Origin of the sequence: Pseudofrankia coriaricola, assembly GCF_001854805.1 — a bacterium.
Taxonomy (GTDB): domain Bacteria; phylum Actinomycetota; class Actinomycetes; order Frankiales; family Frankiaceae; genus Pseudofrankia.
Map to the genome: position 1 here is coordinate 32,370 of NZ_MBLO01000008.1, position 13,624 is coordinate 45,993.

The window sequence follows — 13,624 nt, forward strand, 5'->3', positions numbered from 1 at the left end:
GGACCGCGACAGGAGCTTCCGGTGACCACCGTCACGGTGAAGGTGGAATAACAATGTTTCTATCGCTCGCGCATCTCTTCGGATCCGACGACAAGGTCTTCGAAGTCCATCCACTCCAGCTCAGCCGCTGGCTGGAGGAGGCGTGGCAAGGCGCCCGGCAGGCACCGATCGCGGCGCTGGTCTCGTCGCCCGGCGACCGCTCGACCTTCCTCGGCGACGACGGGATCGTCGACCGGCTCGGCATGCCCATGCCGCCCGCCAGCCTCCCGATCGCGCCGTCCGGAATAGACATCGACGACACCGAGACCTACACCGACGACATCGGACCGGGCAGCATTCACAAAGGAACCCACGTCGGCCTTCTCTGGCACCATCTGATCTACGCATATCTCATCGAGGCGACCGGAATCCTCGAGGTGTGCGGCGAGGTGCTGCGCCGGCTTGTTGTCGGCGAGACGCTGGAGTCGGTCAGCCTGCCCGCAGCCGAATGGGCTCGCACCACTGAGGAGCTGTTTTTCCGGGACCCGCCGCTGTACGCCATCACCGGAGTGGTGAGCGAGCTGCGCCCTTCGTCGCGGGTGAACCGTCGCAATGCCTACTGGCGAATGTTCAACCTCGATCTCCCCCACCCCGTGCCAGCGCGCCCGTCGCCAGCGACCGGCGCGGGCGGCCAACCGTGGAAGCTGGACACCGGTAGCGTCAACACCGGATTCAGGGAGAAGTGGTCCGAGCTGCTTCGCCAGGTCTGGCTCGGGATCGAGAACAGCCGGAACCTGATCGGCAGCAACGCCACGGACGCCGAATACATCGCTCTGCTCTGCCGGGCGATCAAGGACATGTTGAACGGGCGTCGGCGTCGTGGGTTGCTGGCGCGGGACGAGTTCGTCTATGTCACCGCGATGAGCTGGTTCCATCTCACCGTCCGGGGCAATTCTGAGATCGTCATGGAGCTGAAGTGCGACGCGACCAGCCCGGCGGACCGGCTGGAGAAGCTCGCCGCACGGGTCGGCATGTCCGCCGCACCTACCTCCCGTGAGCTGTTCGAGCTCGCCGAACCCATGTCGACGCTGCTGCGAGGCATCGAACTCGGGCTGTTCGACACCGCTGGGCGAGCGCGAACTCTCTTCGATGGCGACACACCTCTGCGACGGGACATGAATCTGATCATCGACCTCTGGCAGTCCGCGACGGGCGAGCGAGTGAAGGACCGCCCGTCCACGAACGTCCTGCCGGGTCCTGCCGCACAGCCCGTGCGGATACCCACACCGGGCCCGGCCAGGGCACTGCCAGCAGTGTCCGCCGGACCCGCGGCCAGCAACGGCCACCTGTCCGGAAGCTCCGAATGGCGATGACGATCTCCCCCTACCGCGCGCAGCTCGACGAACAGCTCGAATCCCCGTTCGCCTCGCCGCCGGCGGGAGTCGAGGCTGCCGTCGGAGAACTGGACCGACACGCGACGCCGCCCCCACCCGAGGACAGGCCGTTCCACAACGAGTCGGGAAATCTGTCACCTGTACCGACGCCACGGCTTGCGCCGTCGAGAACGCCTGGGCCGTCTGGATTCACGGATGCGGGCGAGGGCAGTTTCTACGCCGAGGATGAATGGGACGCGACCGAGTGGGTGGCGCAGCTCTCGGCCGGGGAGGACAACGGACTCGAGTTCGACGGCGGGGCGCGGATCGGAGAAGACCTCGCCTCGCCGTACGACGGCGGGGCGCGGATCTCCGATCCCTCCGCCGCGCCACCGGCTCCGGCCGGTTCGACGGGACTGGCTGGTCTGAGCGAAGGCTGGATACCGGACCCCGGGGGCATGGTCACGCAGGCCGTGACCTATGCGAAACTTCTGCTCAGGGCAGGCGTCGACGACGAGAACAAGCTGACCGACCTGGTACTCCACTCCCGTCACCCGGAGTTGGGTGGTCGCTCGATCAGAAAAGACGAGCAGGGGCTGGCCGCCGAATGGCTACGGCTGCGGGACACCATCGTCCGGCCTTTGCTCGCGTCATTGCGAAGCGGCCGGGACGTGGTCTCAGGTCCGCCGCCCGCCGTCCGCGTGGACGCTCCGGTCTCTGCGGGCAGCCCGGACCAGTTCCTTGCCCAGCATCGGGATGACCTCGCGGCTATCTTTCCCACTAACGAGGGCGAGATGCTTCTTCTACTCGGCGCCATGTTCAATAGCTTTCAGCACGGCCCTTTCGAGATCTACCTGCGCCACACTCCGAAGAAAGTCATGACGAACTTCAGGCCGCCGGTGACGCCGACTGCCGGGCTGCCGTTGTCACTGATGGTCTTCATGTACCGGCACCCCGACAGGAGCCTTCCGTTCTGGCGGGGCGAGGAGGCTCGGAACGCTGTCAGTGATACGGATGCGCAGGAACTCCGCGCCCTCGATGATGTCGTTTCCCGGGTGGTGCGGTTTGTCCTGCCGAAGATCACACCGCGTCCCGTCGAGTCCCAGGGCGACGGCATCGCCGCCCGGGTCACCGCGCGCGCCCACTGCTACCTGGGCGTACGCTACAAGACGCCGTGTTCCTACACACCGTCGATGTTCCGAGGAAAGAACGAGCGCACCTTGGACTGCACTGAGCTCCTTCGCCAGGGCAGCGGCACGCTCGACTGCTCGGGCCTGGTTTACCACGTCTACCGCGATGTCCTCGGGCGGCGACTGAGGCTGGGTGGAAAGGGAAATGGAGTTAAACAGATCATCGAAGGCGGGGAGCTCGAATACGTGGGTATCCCAGCAAACGCGTCCCTGCTCGCCGGTGATATTCTCGTTATCGGCTCGCATCACATCGGCATCTACGTCGGTTCGAGCCGCGTCATAGACGCCTCGTACGCGGGCACCGTGGTCCGCAGCGCCGAGTACAACCCCGAAAGGTGGACCGGGGTGTGGCGATTCCGGACGGGTACCCCGGAAAGTGGCGGGCAGGAGGCGAGCGCGGCCCTGCTGGCGCCGGACTGGCTGGGCTCCGATGCGACCTCCGAGGAATGGGACGGCATCGCTCGGGAACTCGTGAGCCAAAGGGCCGGTGACTACGACTTCGCTGCCGCCGAGGACTACCGCGAAGGCATAGACGAAGACCTCGACGTTGCCACCGAGCATGTGACTGAGCCTCATGAGACCTTCGCGTCGTACGGCCCCGTCATCCAGCCAAGGTTGGAGGAAGCCGAGTCCGCGCCCAGCAACGCCCCGCCGGGCGGCATTGTGGACGCGCTGAACGGCAGGCTTTGGTCGTTGGCTGTGACTCTCGCCGCCCAGAGTGGCAACCGGGACGAGAACCGGCTCACGGACATGGTTTTTTCCTTCCGGCATCCGGAGCGCGGCGGAAGGGCAATCGGCAACGACGAACCCGGTCTCACGGAGGAATGGCGCCAGATTCGGGACGCGATCGTCCGCCCAACGCTGCGGCTCGCCACCCGCCTGGCGCAGACCGGCCCATCCGCGGGCGCTGAGCCGCCGCCGGCCCTAGGTCTGCCGACGGGCCCGTTCGGAACCATCGTCGTCGACGTCCCCGGACGAGAGTTCACCTACCGCTTCACCGCTGAGGACGTCGTGTGGACTGCCAAGTTGGTCGAGCTCGAGACCAGCGACCCGCAGAACCGGCTGGCCGTGGTCTGGGCGATGGTTAACAACTACGCACTCTTCGCACACAAGATCAGGAAATTCTCGACGTTCACAGAATTCATCCGTGCGTATTCGACGACGTTGCAACCCGTTCTGGTCAACGTCGCGGCCGCGAAGGCACACTACGGGAACCCGGGCTCGCAGTACGAGCCGGTGGAGGGCGCTGGAACGTACCAGGGAACCACCATCCCACGGGGCCAGCTGAAGCGTCATCGCGACTTCCAGAAGATCCCTTGGGCCGAGATCCCCGCCGCTTCGCGGGCACTCGCCGAGCGCGCCCTGAAGGGCTACGCGGGGAACCCGGGGATTGGGAACGCCAGCAAGTTCGGCTCCTCAAGGATCTGGTGGAAGCGAAAGCACCACACGCGGGCGGAGCCAACCAAAGAGGAATGGAAGCAGTACACCCAGCAGGTTGTCTGCGACCCTCCGTGTTCCTGGATCGGCGAGATTCCCGGCCTAGACCAGATGTCGAACGCGTTCTTTCTGGACCATCGCGCCCGGTCGCTTCCTCCCAACGCGGTACGCGTCATGCCCGCGACCTAACTTCGATCTTTCGCGCCGGTGGTGTGGGTGATCGAGGGCTGTCCTCCCAGCCTTGCTCGTGTTGAGATACGAGAGGCATGGCTGCTCGGGGTCGCGGCCGGCGGCCTCGCCGTCGCGCGGGTGGGCGCCCGGTCCACGTCCGGGCGGGTTCTTCGGGTCATTGGCCGGGGAGCTCTGTGGTCCGGGCTATCCAGGGCCGGCGGCGCGCGCAACCGGTTGATCACCTCGAGGGAGAGCGGCGCGTACGGGTCGAGCGCGGACAGACGCACGATCACGCCAGTGCTTGGCATGAGATCACAGATTTGCTGTCCGCGACCTTCCACATGGCGGCCCCTCGACCGGCGCTTATCGGCCAAGGAGGACGTAGCAGCGCACGCGCCGCCTCGGACGTCAGCGCGGGCGGGTCGGGCGGCACGATGACCCGTGGCGCCGCGGGTGCTTCTCGGTCGTCGCCTCTGCGTGCGTCGGCAGGGACGATCCGGGGCGCGGGCTGGTCGGCGTCGTGGGCTGCGGGATCTCCTGCTACCAGCTGCTTTTCGGGTGCACCAGTATCGATGTGCGTCGCTTGTGCCGGTGGGTCGCCGGGCCCGCGGTACCTGTCTGCCGTGGTGGGTTCGGTTGGCGGTCATCCGGGTGGTCGGGCTCGCTGGCATCGCCCGCTGGTTGGCGCCCCATGTTCATGGCGAGTCCCGCCACAAGGCGCCGAGTACGCCGTCGGGCCGGCATACCGCGGTATGCAGCCCCGGCCGAATAATGAACGGCGAACCGGTGTATGCCATGGCTGGAACCTGCGTACGCCGGTCATCTTCCTTGACATCGCCGCAGCCCTCGTGCGGGTAGGCGTCGCGCACTCGATGCGCGCGGTGGCCGCCGCGTGGCGGCGTATTCCTGGGGAGAGGCCGCGATGTCATGCCGGGTGTCATGCGTGACGGCCGGCGTGATGTCCGAGTAGCGGGGCCGGCCACGGTGGCGGGCTCGGTCCGGCGCAGCTCGGGTGGGCCGCCGTCGTGCGAGAGACGGCCGATCTTGGCGGTGAGCCTGGACCGTCCGCGTTGGTGCTGGCGGGGACCGCCGCAGGAGGCGGAGTGTAGGCAGCCCGACCTGGGACGCCGGGGTTGACTCAGTGCGAGGCGAAGATTATGAGTCTTCCTCTCTGGCCGGCTGGGCTATTTTCGTCGGCTGCCGTCGGCTGCCGTCGGCTGCCGTTCGCAGTCGTTTTGTGCTGCGGTGGTTGGTAATCGGGAGCGAGGCCCGGCTTGCGTCGTTGTTGTTCGTGCCGGTCGGTGACGGCTCGTGCCGTTGGCTGGGGCGCGGTTCGTCACCGGTTTGGCATCGGTCGACTGCCGCGCTTACATCGTCGAAGGTCACCGTCTGCCACGGGTTGGGTTGCTGACTGGCAGCATCGCGGAAAATGTCCGTCGAGTAGGCGGGAGAAGATTGGTTCTCGGTGAAGATGAAAAAGCAAAGTTAGGTGAGGGCGGTGGATTGACGGTGGTCAGCTCCGGTGGATGTGGTCCTCGGCGCAGTCGCCCGCTCGTTGCGGGGTGGCTCTACGGAGCGCGTCTCGCCGAGCCGCCGCCGTGGAAGGGCCGTTTCTCGTGTCGATGAACTGCTGGCTGGAGGCCGCGGGTCAGTCTGTCGGCTGTGGTGGCGGCTCGGGCGCCTGACCGGGCTCGGCGTTCGGGGGCGCGACCAGCGAGAGAGTCTGTGCGAGACCGGGATACTCGTTGCGGATAATCGTCAGTATCTGCGCTTCAAGGATGGGCGGCTCTTCGTGAGCGATTTTCCAGACCACGGCCCAGTCGACGCCGAAGTATCGATGGATCGCGAGGTTCCTGAACGCACGGATCTGCCGCCAGGCCACGTCGGGATACCGGTCGCGCAGGTCATCCGGTAGCGAGCTGGCGATCTCGCCGAGGAGCAGCATCCGATACAGCACAGCGTCACGCAGGACGCGGTCGGTGTCCCAGCGCTCCCGGGTCACGTCTACGAGGTAGTCCTGGACAGCGCGCACGTTGTCTACGAGATCGGCGAGGTAGAGCTCGTCACGCCGCATACAGGACCTGGGCGTCGTGCAGTACCTCGTCCCGGATCACCCGGTGCAGCCCGTCCTTCGCGACCAGGTCGACAGGTCTGCCGAAAAGCCTCTCCAGGTCGTCCTGCAGGTCGAAATAGGACATACCGAGGTCGTTGCCCGGAGCTCGGACGTAGAGAATGTCGACGTCGCTGGTTGGACCGGCGGAACCACGCGCTACGGATCCGAAGACCGCCAACTCGGCGATCCCGTATCTGCGACACAGGACGGCAAGCCGCGGACGGAAGGCCTGGATCTCGTCCAGGGTCATCGTGCCGCCCTCCCTTCGTCGACCGACGAGCCTCAGTCTACGACGATCAACCCCGCCCGCACCGGCCAGGCGCAGGGCCGAGGCATGCCTTCCGAGCTTCGGTCCTTGATCCGGTCCTGGCTGGTCTTCCTCGCCGAGGGTCCGAGCCTGGTGTCCTGTTCGTCCTGTGCGCACCGCGGTGGTGATCATGCTGCTGGTGTCGAGGCCGCGGTCTGCGGGCTTGGGCTGGTGGATGTGGGTGGTGCTGGGCTGCTGGGGGTGGGGGTCGGTGGGGTGGGGGTGTTGGGGTGGGTGATGCTGGTGATGGGGCGGTGACGCCGGCGAGCCAGACGTGGCGGCGGTCGAGTCCGATGAAGAAGAGCACGTACAGCCTGGCCATCGTGACGGTGTCCGATGGTGAGGAAATCGCAGGCCAACGCGCCTCGGGCCTGGCTGCGCAGGAACTGCGACCAGCTGGGACCGGCGCCGCGGCGAGGCGCCGGACCGAGGCCGTGGCGGCGCAGGATGTTGCGGACCGAGGTGGCCGATATCTGGATCTGCAGCTTGCGGCATTCCCCGACGATCCGCAGGTAGCCCCAGCGGGGATTCTCCCGGGCCAGGCGGAGCACCAGTTGTACGGTCGTGTCCTCAAGTCGGCGACCACGATGCTGCTGCGGGTAGGTCCAGTGGCGGCGGACCAGGTCTCGGTGCCAGCGCAGGAGGGTGGCGGGGGTGACGAGGAACGCCGACCAGCGCGACCGGGGGAGAAGCTGGGCAAGGGTGGCCAGCAACATCCGATCGGCTGGGGTGTATCGCGGCCGGGCGACCTGACGGCGTAGCACCGCCAACTGATGGCGCAGGACGGCGATCTCGACGTCCTTCTCTTCGGGCCGACCACCGAAGCCGGCCGCGCTGAGCAGTCTGCGCATCAGCAGGAATACCACCGTCGACACCATGACTCACCATGATCTCCGATGGCTGTCCGCCCAGCTCAGGGCCCATGACCGTCGACTTGCACCCCACACGCAGCGACGGCCTGTTCGTGAGCTGTTCGCCCGGATCAAGGATCTTCGGCAGCGCGAGGCTGATCGCGGTGGCATGGATGAGGTCGTTTAGCCGGCCGAGGCCGTGCCGGACAAGCAGCGCGGCCTCCAGCAGCTCCGGCTGCAGTCCTGCGTGCGCCGCTGCGGCCGCAGCGGCATCCGTGTCGGTGCCCACCAGAGCGTGCTCCAGTTCGGCAACGACCCCGGTCAGCCGGCCGCCGCGTAGGAACGCGACCAGCTGTGCAAAGGCTGCCCCAAGCGGCTGCTCAGTCACGCGATCGACCCAGCGCGAGCGGTCATCAGGTCTGCGAGCGTTGGGGCGGTGTCGCCTGCCCCCATTCAGATCTCCTCGCGGTACGACGGAGACGGGGTGCTGGTCGCGGTGGAGACCGGTCCGCAGCTGACGCGCATGATCGGAGCGTAACGCGAATGGGAGTGCACGTGACATAGGCGCGTATACGGCATGCGTTACACCGGCGACCTGCGCAAACGTGTTGTGGATCTATGCGTCTCGTGAACGTTCGTTACCGGACACCTCAGTTTCTCGCCTGCCAGGAGGCCAGGTTGTTCGGGGTGGTCAGGGAGCACCCGCAGCCGATCAGCGAGCAGCGCCTCGTACGCAGCGGGCGCCGTGTTGATGTGTGGGAAGTGGCGGTGTTGATTGGCTAGGAGAGGCCTGCTGCCTTCCTTAGCGCGGGCAGGTCGAGGACCGTGACCTGCCGGTAGCCTGTCTTGATGATCTTCTCCTGACGTAGGGCCCGCAGTGCCTTGTGCACGGCCGGGCCCGGCACGCCAGCGAGTGCGGCGGCTACGCCAGGCGGTACGGGGTCGACCGGTACACCGCCTACGACGACCTGACCTCGCTCGGCGTCGAACTCCCGGACACCGCCCGCCGATGGGCACAGCGCCCAGCAGCCACCCCACGCCGCCGAGCCGAACGCCGCGACGACGAATGGCCCCACGACGACTCATGGATAACACTCGACGGCCACCCGTACTTCGTCGCCGGCTACACCGCCGGCGGCGCGCCCTACGGCATCTTCGCCGACAATGCGCCAGAGGGAATCCACACGGCTGGGCCCGGGAACTAACAGGTCAACGCCGGTGGCCGAGTTCTGACACCCACAGGCGTCGAAGGCACCATCCATCAGTCGGTCGCCGTCACCCCCTCTGGCCACCCTCTCTGGCCACACAGACCAGGTCAACGCCGTGGCATTCAGTCCTGACGGGAAGCTGCTGGCCACCGCCAGCGACGACAACACGGCCCAGCTGTGGGATACCGGTACCCGGAGCACCCTCAACACGCCCCTGGCCCGCGCCGGAGTCATACGACAGCGCGAGCTGCGGACCGAAGCCAGAGCGGCCCGGGCTGACCGGCACCGTCATCGACCCTGTGCCGGCGGCGGGATTAGCGCCGAACTTCTCGCCGATCCCGCGGATCGCCCCGCCACCCTTCGGCAGCGAGATGCCCGGCGCCCCGAAGCCCGCCCTGCCCGCGTCCCCATCGCGCACCGCAGAAGGGGACGACGCCTGCTCAGCGCCCGCCGTCACCGGAGGGGCCTCCACGCAGACGGTTCGGAATCATCGGCTCCAGGGCTCGCGATCTCCGGCCAGCCGGGTCGCGGTCGACCCACCAACGCCACCTTGTCGCTGGCCGGCATTGGTCTCATGGCGGCCCCTGGGTCGCGCGGGTTTCGACCGAGCCGGGGATGGAGTGCCGGGCGCCGACGGTGGTGTGGACGAGCACGACACCACTGCGCCTGGAACGGTGGGGGTCGCGTGCTCCGTCGCTGCCTCGGTGGGGCACCTTGACGGGCCATAGTCCGCTGTTGTCGATCTCTCCACGAGGGATTCGCTCGACGGCCCGCCAGGTCCGGGTCCATGACTTGTGCACCACCGGTGGCCCAGGCGGGTCCGCTTCGTGCAAGAGTGCTACCCCGGCCTTGTTGAGGATCAGGCCCTCATTGACGTTCGCGGCTTCACCTAGCATCCAGCGCAGCGCGATGCGAGCCGTCCGGGCGGCCCTCGGGCCGCCTCCGCCGACGTCGCTGTGGCACCCGGTGAACCAGATCTCGCAGACATCCTGCTGACGGATCGCTTCGGCGTCCTCGGGTTTGAGACGAGACATAGCTGCGTCGAGGTCACTGTCCAGCCGTCCCCAGGTGGTTGGTTTGAACCAGGCACGTCGCTCGTCCAGGGCCAGGGCGTGCCGCACGTGGGCAACGATCGGGTTGTGTCGAAGGTGCGGAAGGATGACGGGATTGAGACCGCCATAAGACTTGACCGTGTCCCACAGACCAAGGAAGTGCACCGGACACGGGCGGTGTTCCCGGCGCAGAGCCTGGACCTCGGCCACGGGAATGTCCTTGTCCTCGACCGGCAGGAACGCCTTCCACGCCCGGTCGAAGCTAGCAGCGAGATCCCCGGAGTTCGACCGTGGCAGGTGGCACCGGTAGAGCAGGCCAGCGAGAGCGCGCACGGTGAAAGCGCCACGGCTGAAACCGAAAAGGAAGACACGATCCCCAGGCTGGTAACACTCCGCCAGGGCGAGATACATCTGCCCCACGTTCTCCTTCAAACCGTACCCGGTGACCAGCCCGCGTCCCTTCCTCGCCCACCCCAAGGCTCCCGCGCCGTCTGGAGCAGGCAACACCTGGAATGCCTTGCGCTCCGCCGTGGACTGCCTGAGCAGATCGACCTGGCTCGTCCGGGTGGTCGTCCCGATCCCCTGGTCATAGACGACCAACTGACGGCTGACATCGAGGACGATGCACCCGATCAGGGCCGTCACGTTCGTCGGTCGACTGTCGAACGTGTTGCCGGTCCCGTCCGCGCAGACCACGATGTTGCGCCCCATCCGTGGACCGCCCTCCCGCTACAGACCGGCAACGAACAGGCTAGACCCGGACACGCTCATTTGCCCCGTGTCGACCCCGACATTCCCGTACGGGACGGGAAGATTAGCCTCCACGGTCGGGAACACGGTCTCCACGTCCCTACCGTCCGGGCAGTATGAAGCCACCGTCTCGTCGGGTAGGCCAGGCGCATTGCTGCGCCTGGCCCCCCTCAGAACCCGGCGTGCCACTCGTCGCGGCACCGGGCTCAGGCGGCCCGCGTGGGCGGGCAGGCCCTACAGATTGCTGTCCGTGTCGGCTGTCTGGCCGGCTGGATGTCGGCGGTGGCAGCTGGCGTGTACGAGGCGGTGTCGATCGCCGGCCTGGTCGGGGGCGCCGGGCGCCGGGATCGCCGTTTGGGTGATCGCGGTGCGGGCAGCGCGGAACCACGTCTCCCACTGGTGGAGGGAGTCGGGCGGGTCCCCGGGGTGGAGCAGATGGTCCCCGCAGCGGGCGCATCGCCCTGTTTGGGCGCGCAGGGCGCGCCCGGTGGTCGGGGCCAGTGGCGGGTGCCGGCGGTTGTGCCGGCTGTGCCGGTTGGCCCAGTACCGGGTCAGGGCGGGGTCATCAGGAGACGACCGGCCCGCGACGGGGACGTGCCGGACGATCGGGGTCCAGGAGTATCGGTGGAGGTAGGCGCCGGTTTTCGGGTCGCCGAAGATCCACTTGTCGTTCCTGGACGGGTGGTGGCGGCCGAAGTAGCGTCGCGCGACCCACCTGCGGTTTTTCCGCTGGTGCTGGCGGCGGGCCCAGCTGTGGAGCCGGTTCCAGAGCCAGTGGTCGAGGGCGGCGAACGCCACCTTCGACACTCCGCTGCGGTAGTAGGCCGCTTGTCCCCGGATGATCGGGTTGAGGCGGTGGACCACGTCCGCTGCCGAATGGCCGCGCAGAGCGCGGATCTCTGCCTTCAGCCGCCGCCGGATGGTGACCAGCGACTCCTTGCTGGGTTTGATCAGCAGTTTCGGGCCGTCGGCGGTGTGGTATCGCCGGACGTTGAAGGACAGGAAGTCGAACCCGTCTTCAATGGTGACGATGCGGGTCTTCGCCGGGTTGAAGCGGAGACCTTTCGGCGCCAGCCATGCTGTGAGTCGTGCCCGGACCAGGTCGGCCTGCTCGCGGCTGTGGCACAGGGCCACCAGATCGTCCGCGTAGACGATCACGGCAGGGGTTCCCCGTTGCGTTACTCCGTTTCTTTTATACCTGGTTCCGGCGGCTTCCTCGATGCCCTGGAGCGCTATGTTCAAGAGCAACGGTGAAATGACCCCGCCTTGTGGAGAGCCTTGCCTGGTCGGGGTGTACCGGCCCTTGTCGACCACACCGGCCTTCAACCAGGCTCGGATCTGTTCCCTCGCGGGGAAACCTGCGAGCCTTTCGAGTAGGTGGTTGTGGTCGAGTCGGTCGAATGCGGCTTCCAGGTCCGCGTCCAGGATCCAGGTGCGGGTGTTTCTCCCGCGTGCAACGTTCCAGATCATTTCGATCGCGTCGTGGCAGCCGCGGCCCGGTCGGAAGCCGTACTGTCGGGCGTCCAGCCGAGCCTCCCACTCGGGTTCCAACGCGTTACGCACCCGCTGCTGCTGGGCACGGTCGGCGATGACAGGGCAGGCCCAGAGGCCTTTTCTCCCCGGTGTTCTTCTTCGGGATGTAGACCCGCCGTGCTGGTTTGAACCGGTAGCGCTCGTGGCGCACCGCATCGATGATGCGACCAATCTTCACCAGCGACATGCCGTCCGCGGTTTCCCCATCGGCCCCTGCCGTCATCGCCCCCTTGTTGGAGTAGATGCGGCCGTAGGCCCGTTCGTACATCTGCGGGTTGAACAGCTGCCGGTATAGCTCATTGCACGGCAGGCCACGCCTACCGCGTTCACGGAGGACACCCAGTACCGTTTCGGCGCTCTGCATTACGCATACCTCCCGGCCGTCAAGTGTCCGGTCACCTGGCCTCCTTGGCCCTGCGGACGGCCTTCCCGTCCTCCTTGGCAGGTCGTTACTCCTGCGACTACTATGAGGCCTGTGTCACCGTAGGGCTCGCGCCCCTTAGGTGATCCCACGTTCGTCCTGGTCGTACGTGATAGCGCGACTTAGGCCCCACACTCATCTCCTTGAATACCCTCACTGGGCATCGCTCCGCGCCCCGAAGGTTGCACCGACCAGCTAATGATGCCGGTGCAGGGCCGGCGCCGGTTTCAGGCGTCTTTCCGGCGGGCGTGCAGTTGCACCTTCTGGAGATTGTGGTACAGGCAATCCAGCTTTGGCCATATCGCGCGGGTCCCCCGACGCGCCGCTCCTTACGCCTGGACACGGCCGTCGGTTTTCTGGCATGCTGTTGTCCCCCAGCTCCTTTCAGGCCGAGGTTAGCCATCGGACCCAGGAACCTCCCTTCGAGTTCCTCCCGGCTGAGCCGGGCATACGACCAAGCGCCTCGTGGCGCAGTGAGCTTCTGCAGGTTGCGAGCCTGTTTCCAGTCGCCTGCCTGCGTCGCCTTGAAGATCCTCTGCCGTAGCCGCCGTACCTTGCTCTCCTCGGCCCGCCAGTCAATGGCGTCCCAGTCGAGTGGCTCCTCGGATCCGTTCACCAGGGCGTGGGACACGCCGGCCGCCGCCATGTCGACGGCGGTGGTGGTCATGTCCTGTTCCATGGCGCCTAACATGCTCCTCGGATTGGGGCGGTTCGTGGGCATCGACTCGTTCAAAGGGCTACCCGGCTCGCGTCAGCTTCCTTTCGGACCCAGGCACCAGGCCTGGTATGCGGCCAGTTATACGGACACGGCCGGGTGGAGGTCCAGCCATGCGTGCCCGCTTTCCTGTCGCCTTTCGGCGTGCCGCCGTTCGCTTCTCGAGCCATCCTGTCCCGCCACGGGATTCGGCCCCCCTTGCGGTCGGCTTACCGGGGAAAGGTCAGCTTCCCCGGACCGTAGCGAGCAGAGGTCGGACCGGGGCGCGGTGCTGGCCTTGCGGCCAGCCCGTTTCCCCGGCCCGCCTCTCCGAACCGGACTTGTCACTCTCGCGACATCCGGCTCTCCACAGGCTCATGCCGTCGGGTCAAGCAACGACAGATGACCAGGGTGTCGGGATACGCGCGCCACGGTAGCGATACCGCGTGATCGGTGTCGTGGCGCAGTCGAACATCGTGACCCCGTCCGCTGCGACTGTCCATTTTTCGTGGAAATACCGTCGCAGCAGTTGACTCCAGGAGAGG

The 13,624-nt window shown here is 66.8% G+C and carries 12 protein-coding genes and 1 pseudogene; 5 read left to right on the top strand and 8 right to left on the bottom strand.

Annotated features, from left to right (window positions below):
- Positions 1-53: 53 nt before the first annotated feature.
- Entirely contained in the window at positions 54-1,352 is a 1,299-nt protein-coding gene (locus BCD48_RS02090; protein WP_071046532.1) for a hypothetical protein, read from the top strand.
- On the top strand, positions 1,343-4,168 hold the full coding sequence (locus BCD48_RS02095) for an NlpC/P60 family protein (RefSeq protein WP_071046533.1): 2,826 nt from the start codon (positions 1,343-1,345) through the stop codon (positions 4,166-4,168). The genes BCD48_RS02090 and BCD48_RS02095 overlap by 10 nt, the downstream gene beginning before the upstream one ends.
- 1,630 nt (positions 4,169-5,798) lie before the next feature.
- On the opposite strand, the gene BCD48_RS02100 is transcribed toward BCD48_RS02095, so the two are convergent.
- From BCD48_RS02100 to BCD48_RS53075, 3 genes are all read right to left on the bottom strand, one after another.
- Positions 5,799-6,224: a HepT-like ribonuclease domain-containing protein gene (locus BCD48_RS02100; protein ID WP_071046534.1), complete on the bottom strand. Its 426-nt coding sequence runs from the start codon at positions 6,222-6,224 to the stop codon at positions 5,799-5,801.
- Positions 6,214-6,513, bottom strand: a complete 300-nt coding sequence (locus BCD48_RS02105) for a nucleotidyltransferase family protein (RefSeq protein WP_071046535.1) — start codon at positions 6,511-6,513, stop codon at positions 6,214-6,216. Before BCD48_RS02105 ends, BCD48_RS02100 begins: the two co-directional genes overlap by 11 nt.
- A gap of 185 nt (positions 6,514-6,698) precedes the next feature.
- On the bottom strand, positions 6,699-7,448 hold the full coding sequence (locus tag BCD48_RS53075) for a helix-turn-helix domain-containing protein (RefSeq protein ID WP_241841453.1): 750 nt from the start codon (positions 7,446-7,448) through the stop codon (positions 6,699-6,701).
- A 172-nt stretch (positions 7,449-7,620) separates the two neighbouring features.
- Between BCD48_RS53075 and BCD48_RS50990 the strand changes: the two genes are divergently transcribed.
- On the top strand, positions 7,621-7,761 hold the full coding sequence (locus tag BCD48_RS50990; protein ID WP_157910415.1) for a hypothetical protein: 141 nt from the start codon (positions 7,621-7,623) through the stop codon (positions 7,759-7,761).
- Positions 7,762-8,200: 439 nt separating this feature from the next.
- On the opposite strand, the gene BCD48_RS55365 is transcribed toward BCD48_RS50990, so the two are convergent.
- Positions 8,201-8,326, bottom strand: a complete 126-nt coding sequence (locus BCD48_RS55365; protein ID WP_349307990.1) for a hypothetical protein — start codon at positions 8,324-8,326, stop codon at positions 8,201-8,203.
- Here BCD48_RS55365 and BCD48_RS50995 point away from each other — a divergent pair.
- Both BCD48_RS50995 and BCD48_RS56335 read left to right on the top strand, forming a co-directional pair.
- Positions 8,306-8,626 carry a hypothetical protein gene (locus BCD48_RS50995; RefSeq protein ID WP_071046538.1) on the top strand — a complete coding sequence of 107 codons (321 nt, stop codon included), beginning with the start codon at positions 8,306-8,308 and terminating at the stop codon, positions 8,624-8,626. The genes BCD48_RS55365 and BCD48_RS50995 overlap by 21 nt on opposite strands.
- Positions 8,627-8,705: 79 nt before the next feature.
- Positions 8,706-8,801 (top strand): annotated as a pseudogene (locus BCD48_RS56335) (WD40 repeat domain-containing protein); the annotation flags it as partial.
- A 400-nt stretch (positions 8,802-9,201) separates the two neighbouring features.
- Here the strand turns inward: BCD48_RS56335 and BCD48_RS02130 are convergent.
- From BCD48_RS02130 to BCD48_RS53085, 4 genes are all read right to left on the bottom strand, one after another.
- Complete coding sequence (locus tag BCD48_RS02130) at positions 9,202-10,392, bottom strand: phospholipase effector Tle1 domain-containing protein (RefSeq protein ID WP_071046540.1); 1,191 nt, start codon at positions 10,390-10,392, stop codon at positions 9,202-9,204.
- A 273-nt stretch (positions 10,393-10,665) separates the two neighbouring features.
- Entirely contained in the window at positions 10,666-11,994 is a 1,329-nt protein-coding gene (locus BCD48_RS45290; RefSeq protein WP_241841454.1) for a reverse transcriptase domain-containing protein, read from the bottom strand.
- A complete protein-coding gene (locus BCD48_RS53080) occupies positions 11,987-12,328 on the bottom strand; it encodes a reverse transcriptase family protein (protein ID WP_071046542.1) in 342 nt (113 codons plus the stop codon). The genes BCD48_RS45290 and BCD48_RS53080 overlap by 8 nt, the downstream gene beginning before the upstream one ends.
- Before the next feature lie 100 nt (positions 12,329-12,428).
- A complete protein-coding gene (locus BCD48_RS53085; protein WP_349307989.1) occupies positions 12,429-13,106 on the bottom strand; it encodes a reverse transcriptase N-terminal domain-containing protein in 678 nt (225 codons plus the stop codon).
- Positions 13,107-13,624 lie beyond the last annotated feature (518 nt).

Bases quoted from the DNA above. Each gene is read 5' to 3' on its own strand.
- BCD48_RS02105 (WP_071046535.1), bottom strand. From the start codon at position 6,513: ATGACCCTGGACGAGATCCAGGCCTTCCGTCCGCGGCTTGCCGTCCTG.
- BCD48_RS53080 (WP_071046542.1), bottom strand. From the start codon at position 12,328: ATGCAGAGCGCCGAAACGGTACTGGGTGTCCTCCGTGAACGCGGTAGG.
- BCD48_RS53075 (WP_241841453.1), bottom strand. From the start codon at position 7,448: ATGGTGTCGACGGTGGTATTCCTGCTGATGCGCAGACTGCTCAGCGCG.
- BCD48_RS02130 (WP_071046540.1), bottom strand. From the start codon at position 10,392: ATGGGGCGCAACATCGTGGTCTGCGCGGACGGGACCGGCAACACGTTC.
- BCD48_RS02100 (WP_071046534.1), bottom strand. From the start codon at position 6,224: ATGCGGCGTGACGAGCTCTACCTCGCCGATCTCGTAGACAACGTGCGC.
- BCD48_RS02090 (WP_071046532.1), top strand. From the start codon at position 54: ATGTTTCTATCGCTCGCGCATCTCTTCGGATCCGACGACAAGGTCTTC.
- BCD48_RS53085 (WP_349307989.1), bottom strand. From the start codon at position 13,106: ATGCCCACGAACCGCCCCAATCCGAGGAGCATGTTAGGCGCCATGGAA.
- BCD48_RS02095 (WP_071046533.1), top strand. From the start codon at position 1,343: ATGGCGATGACGATCTCCCCCTACCGCGCGCAGCTCGACGAACAGCTC.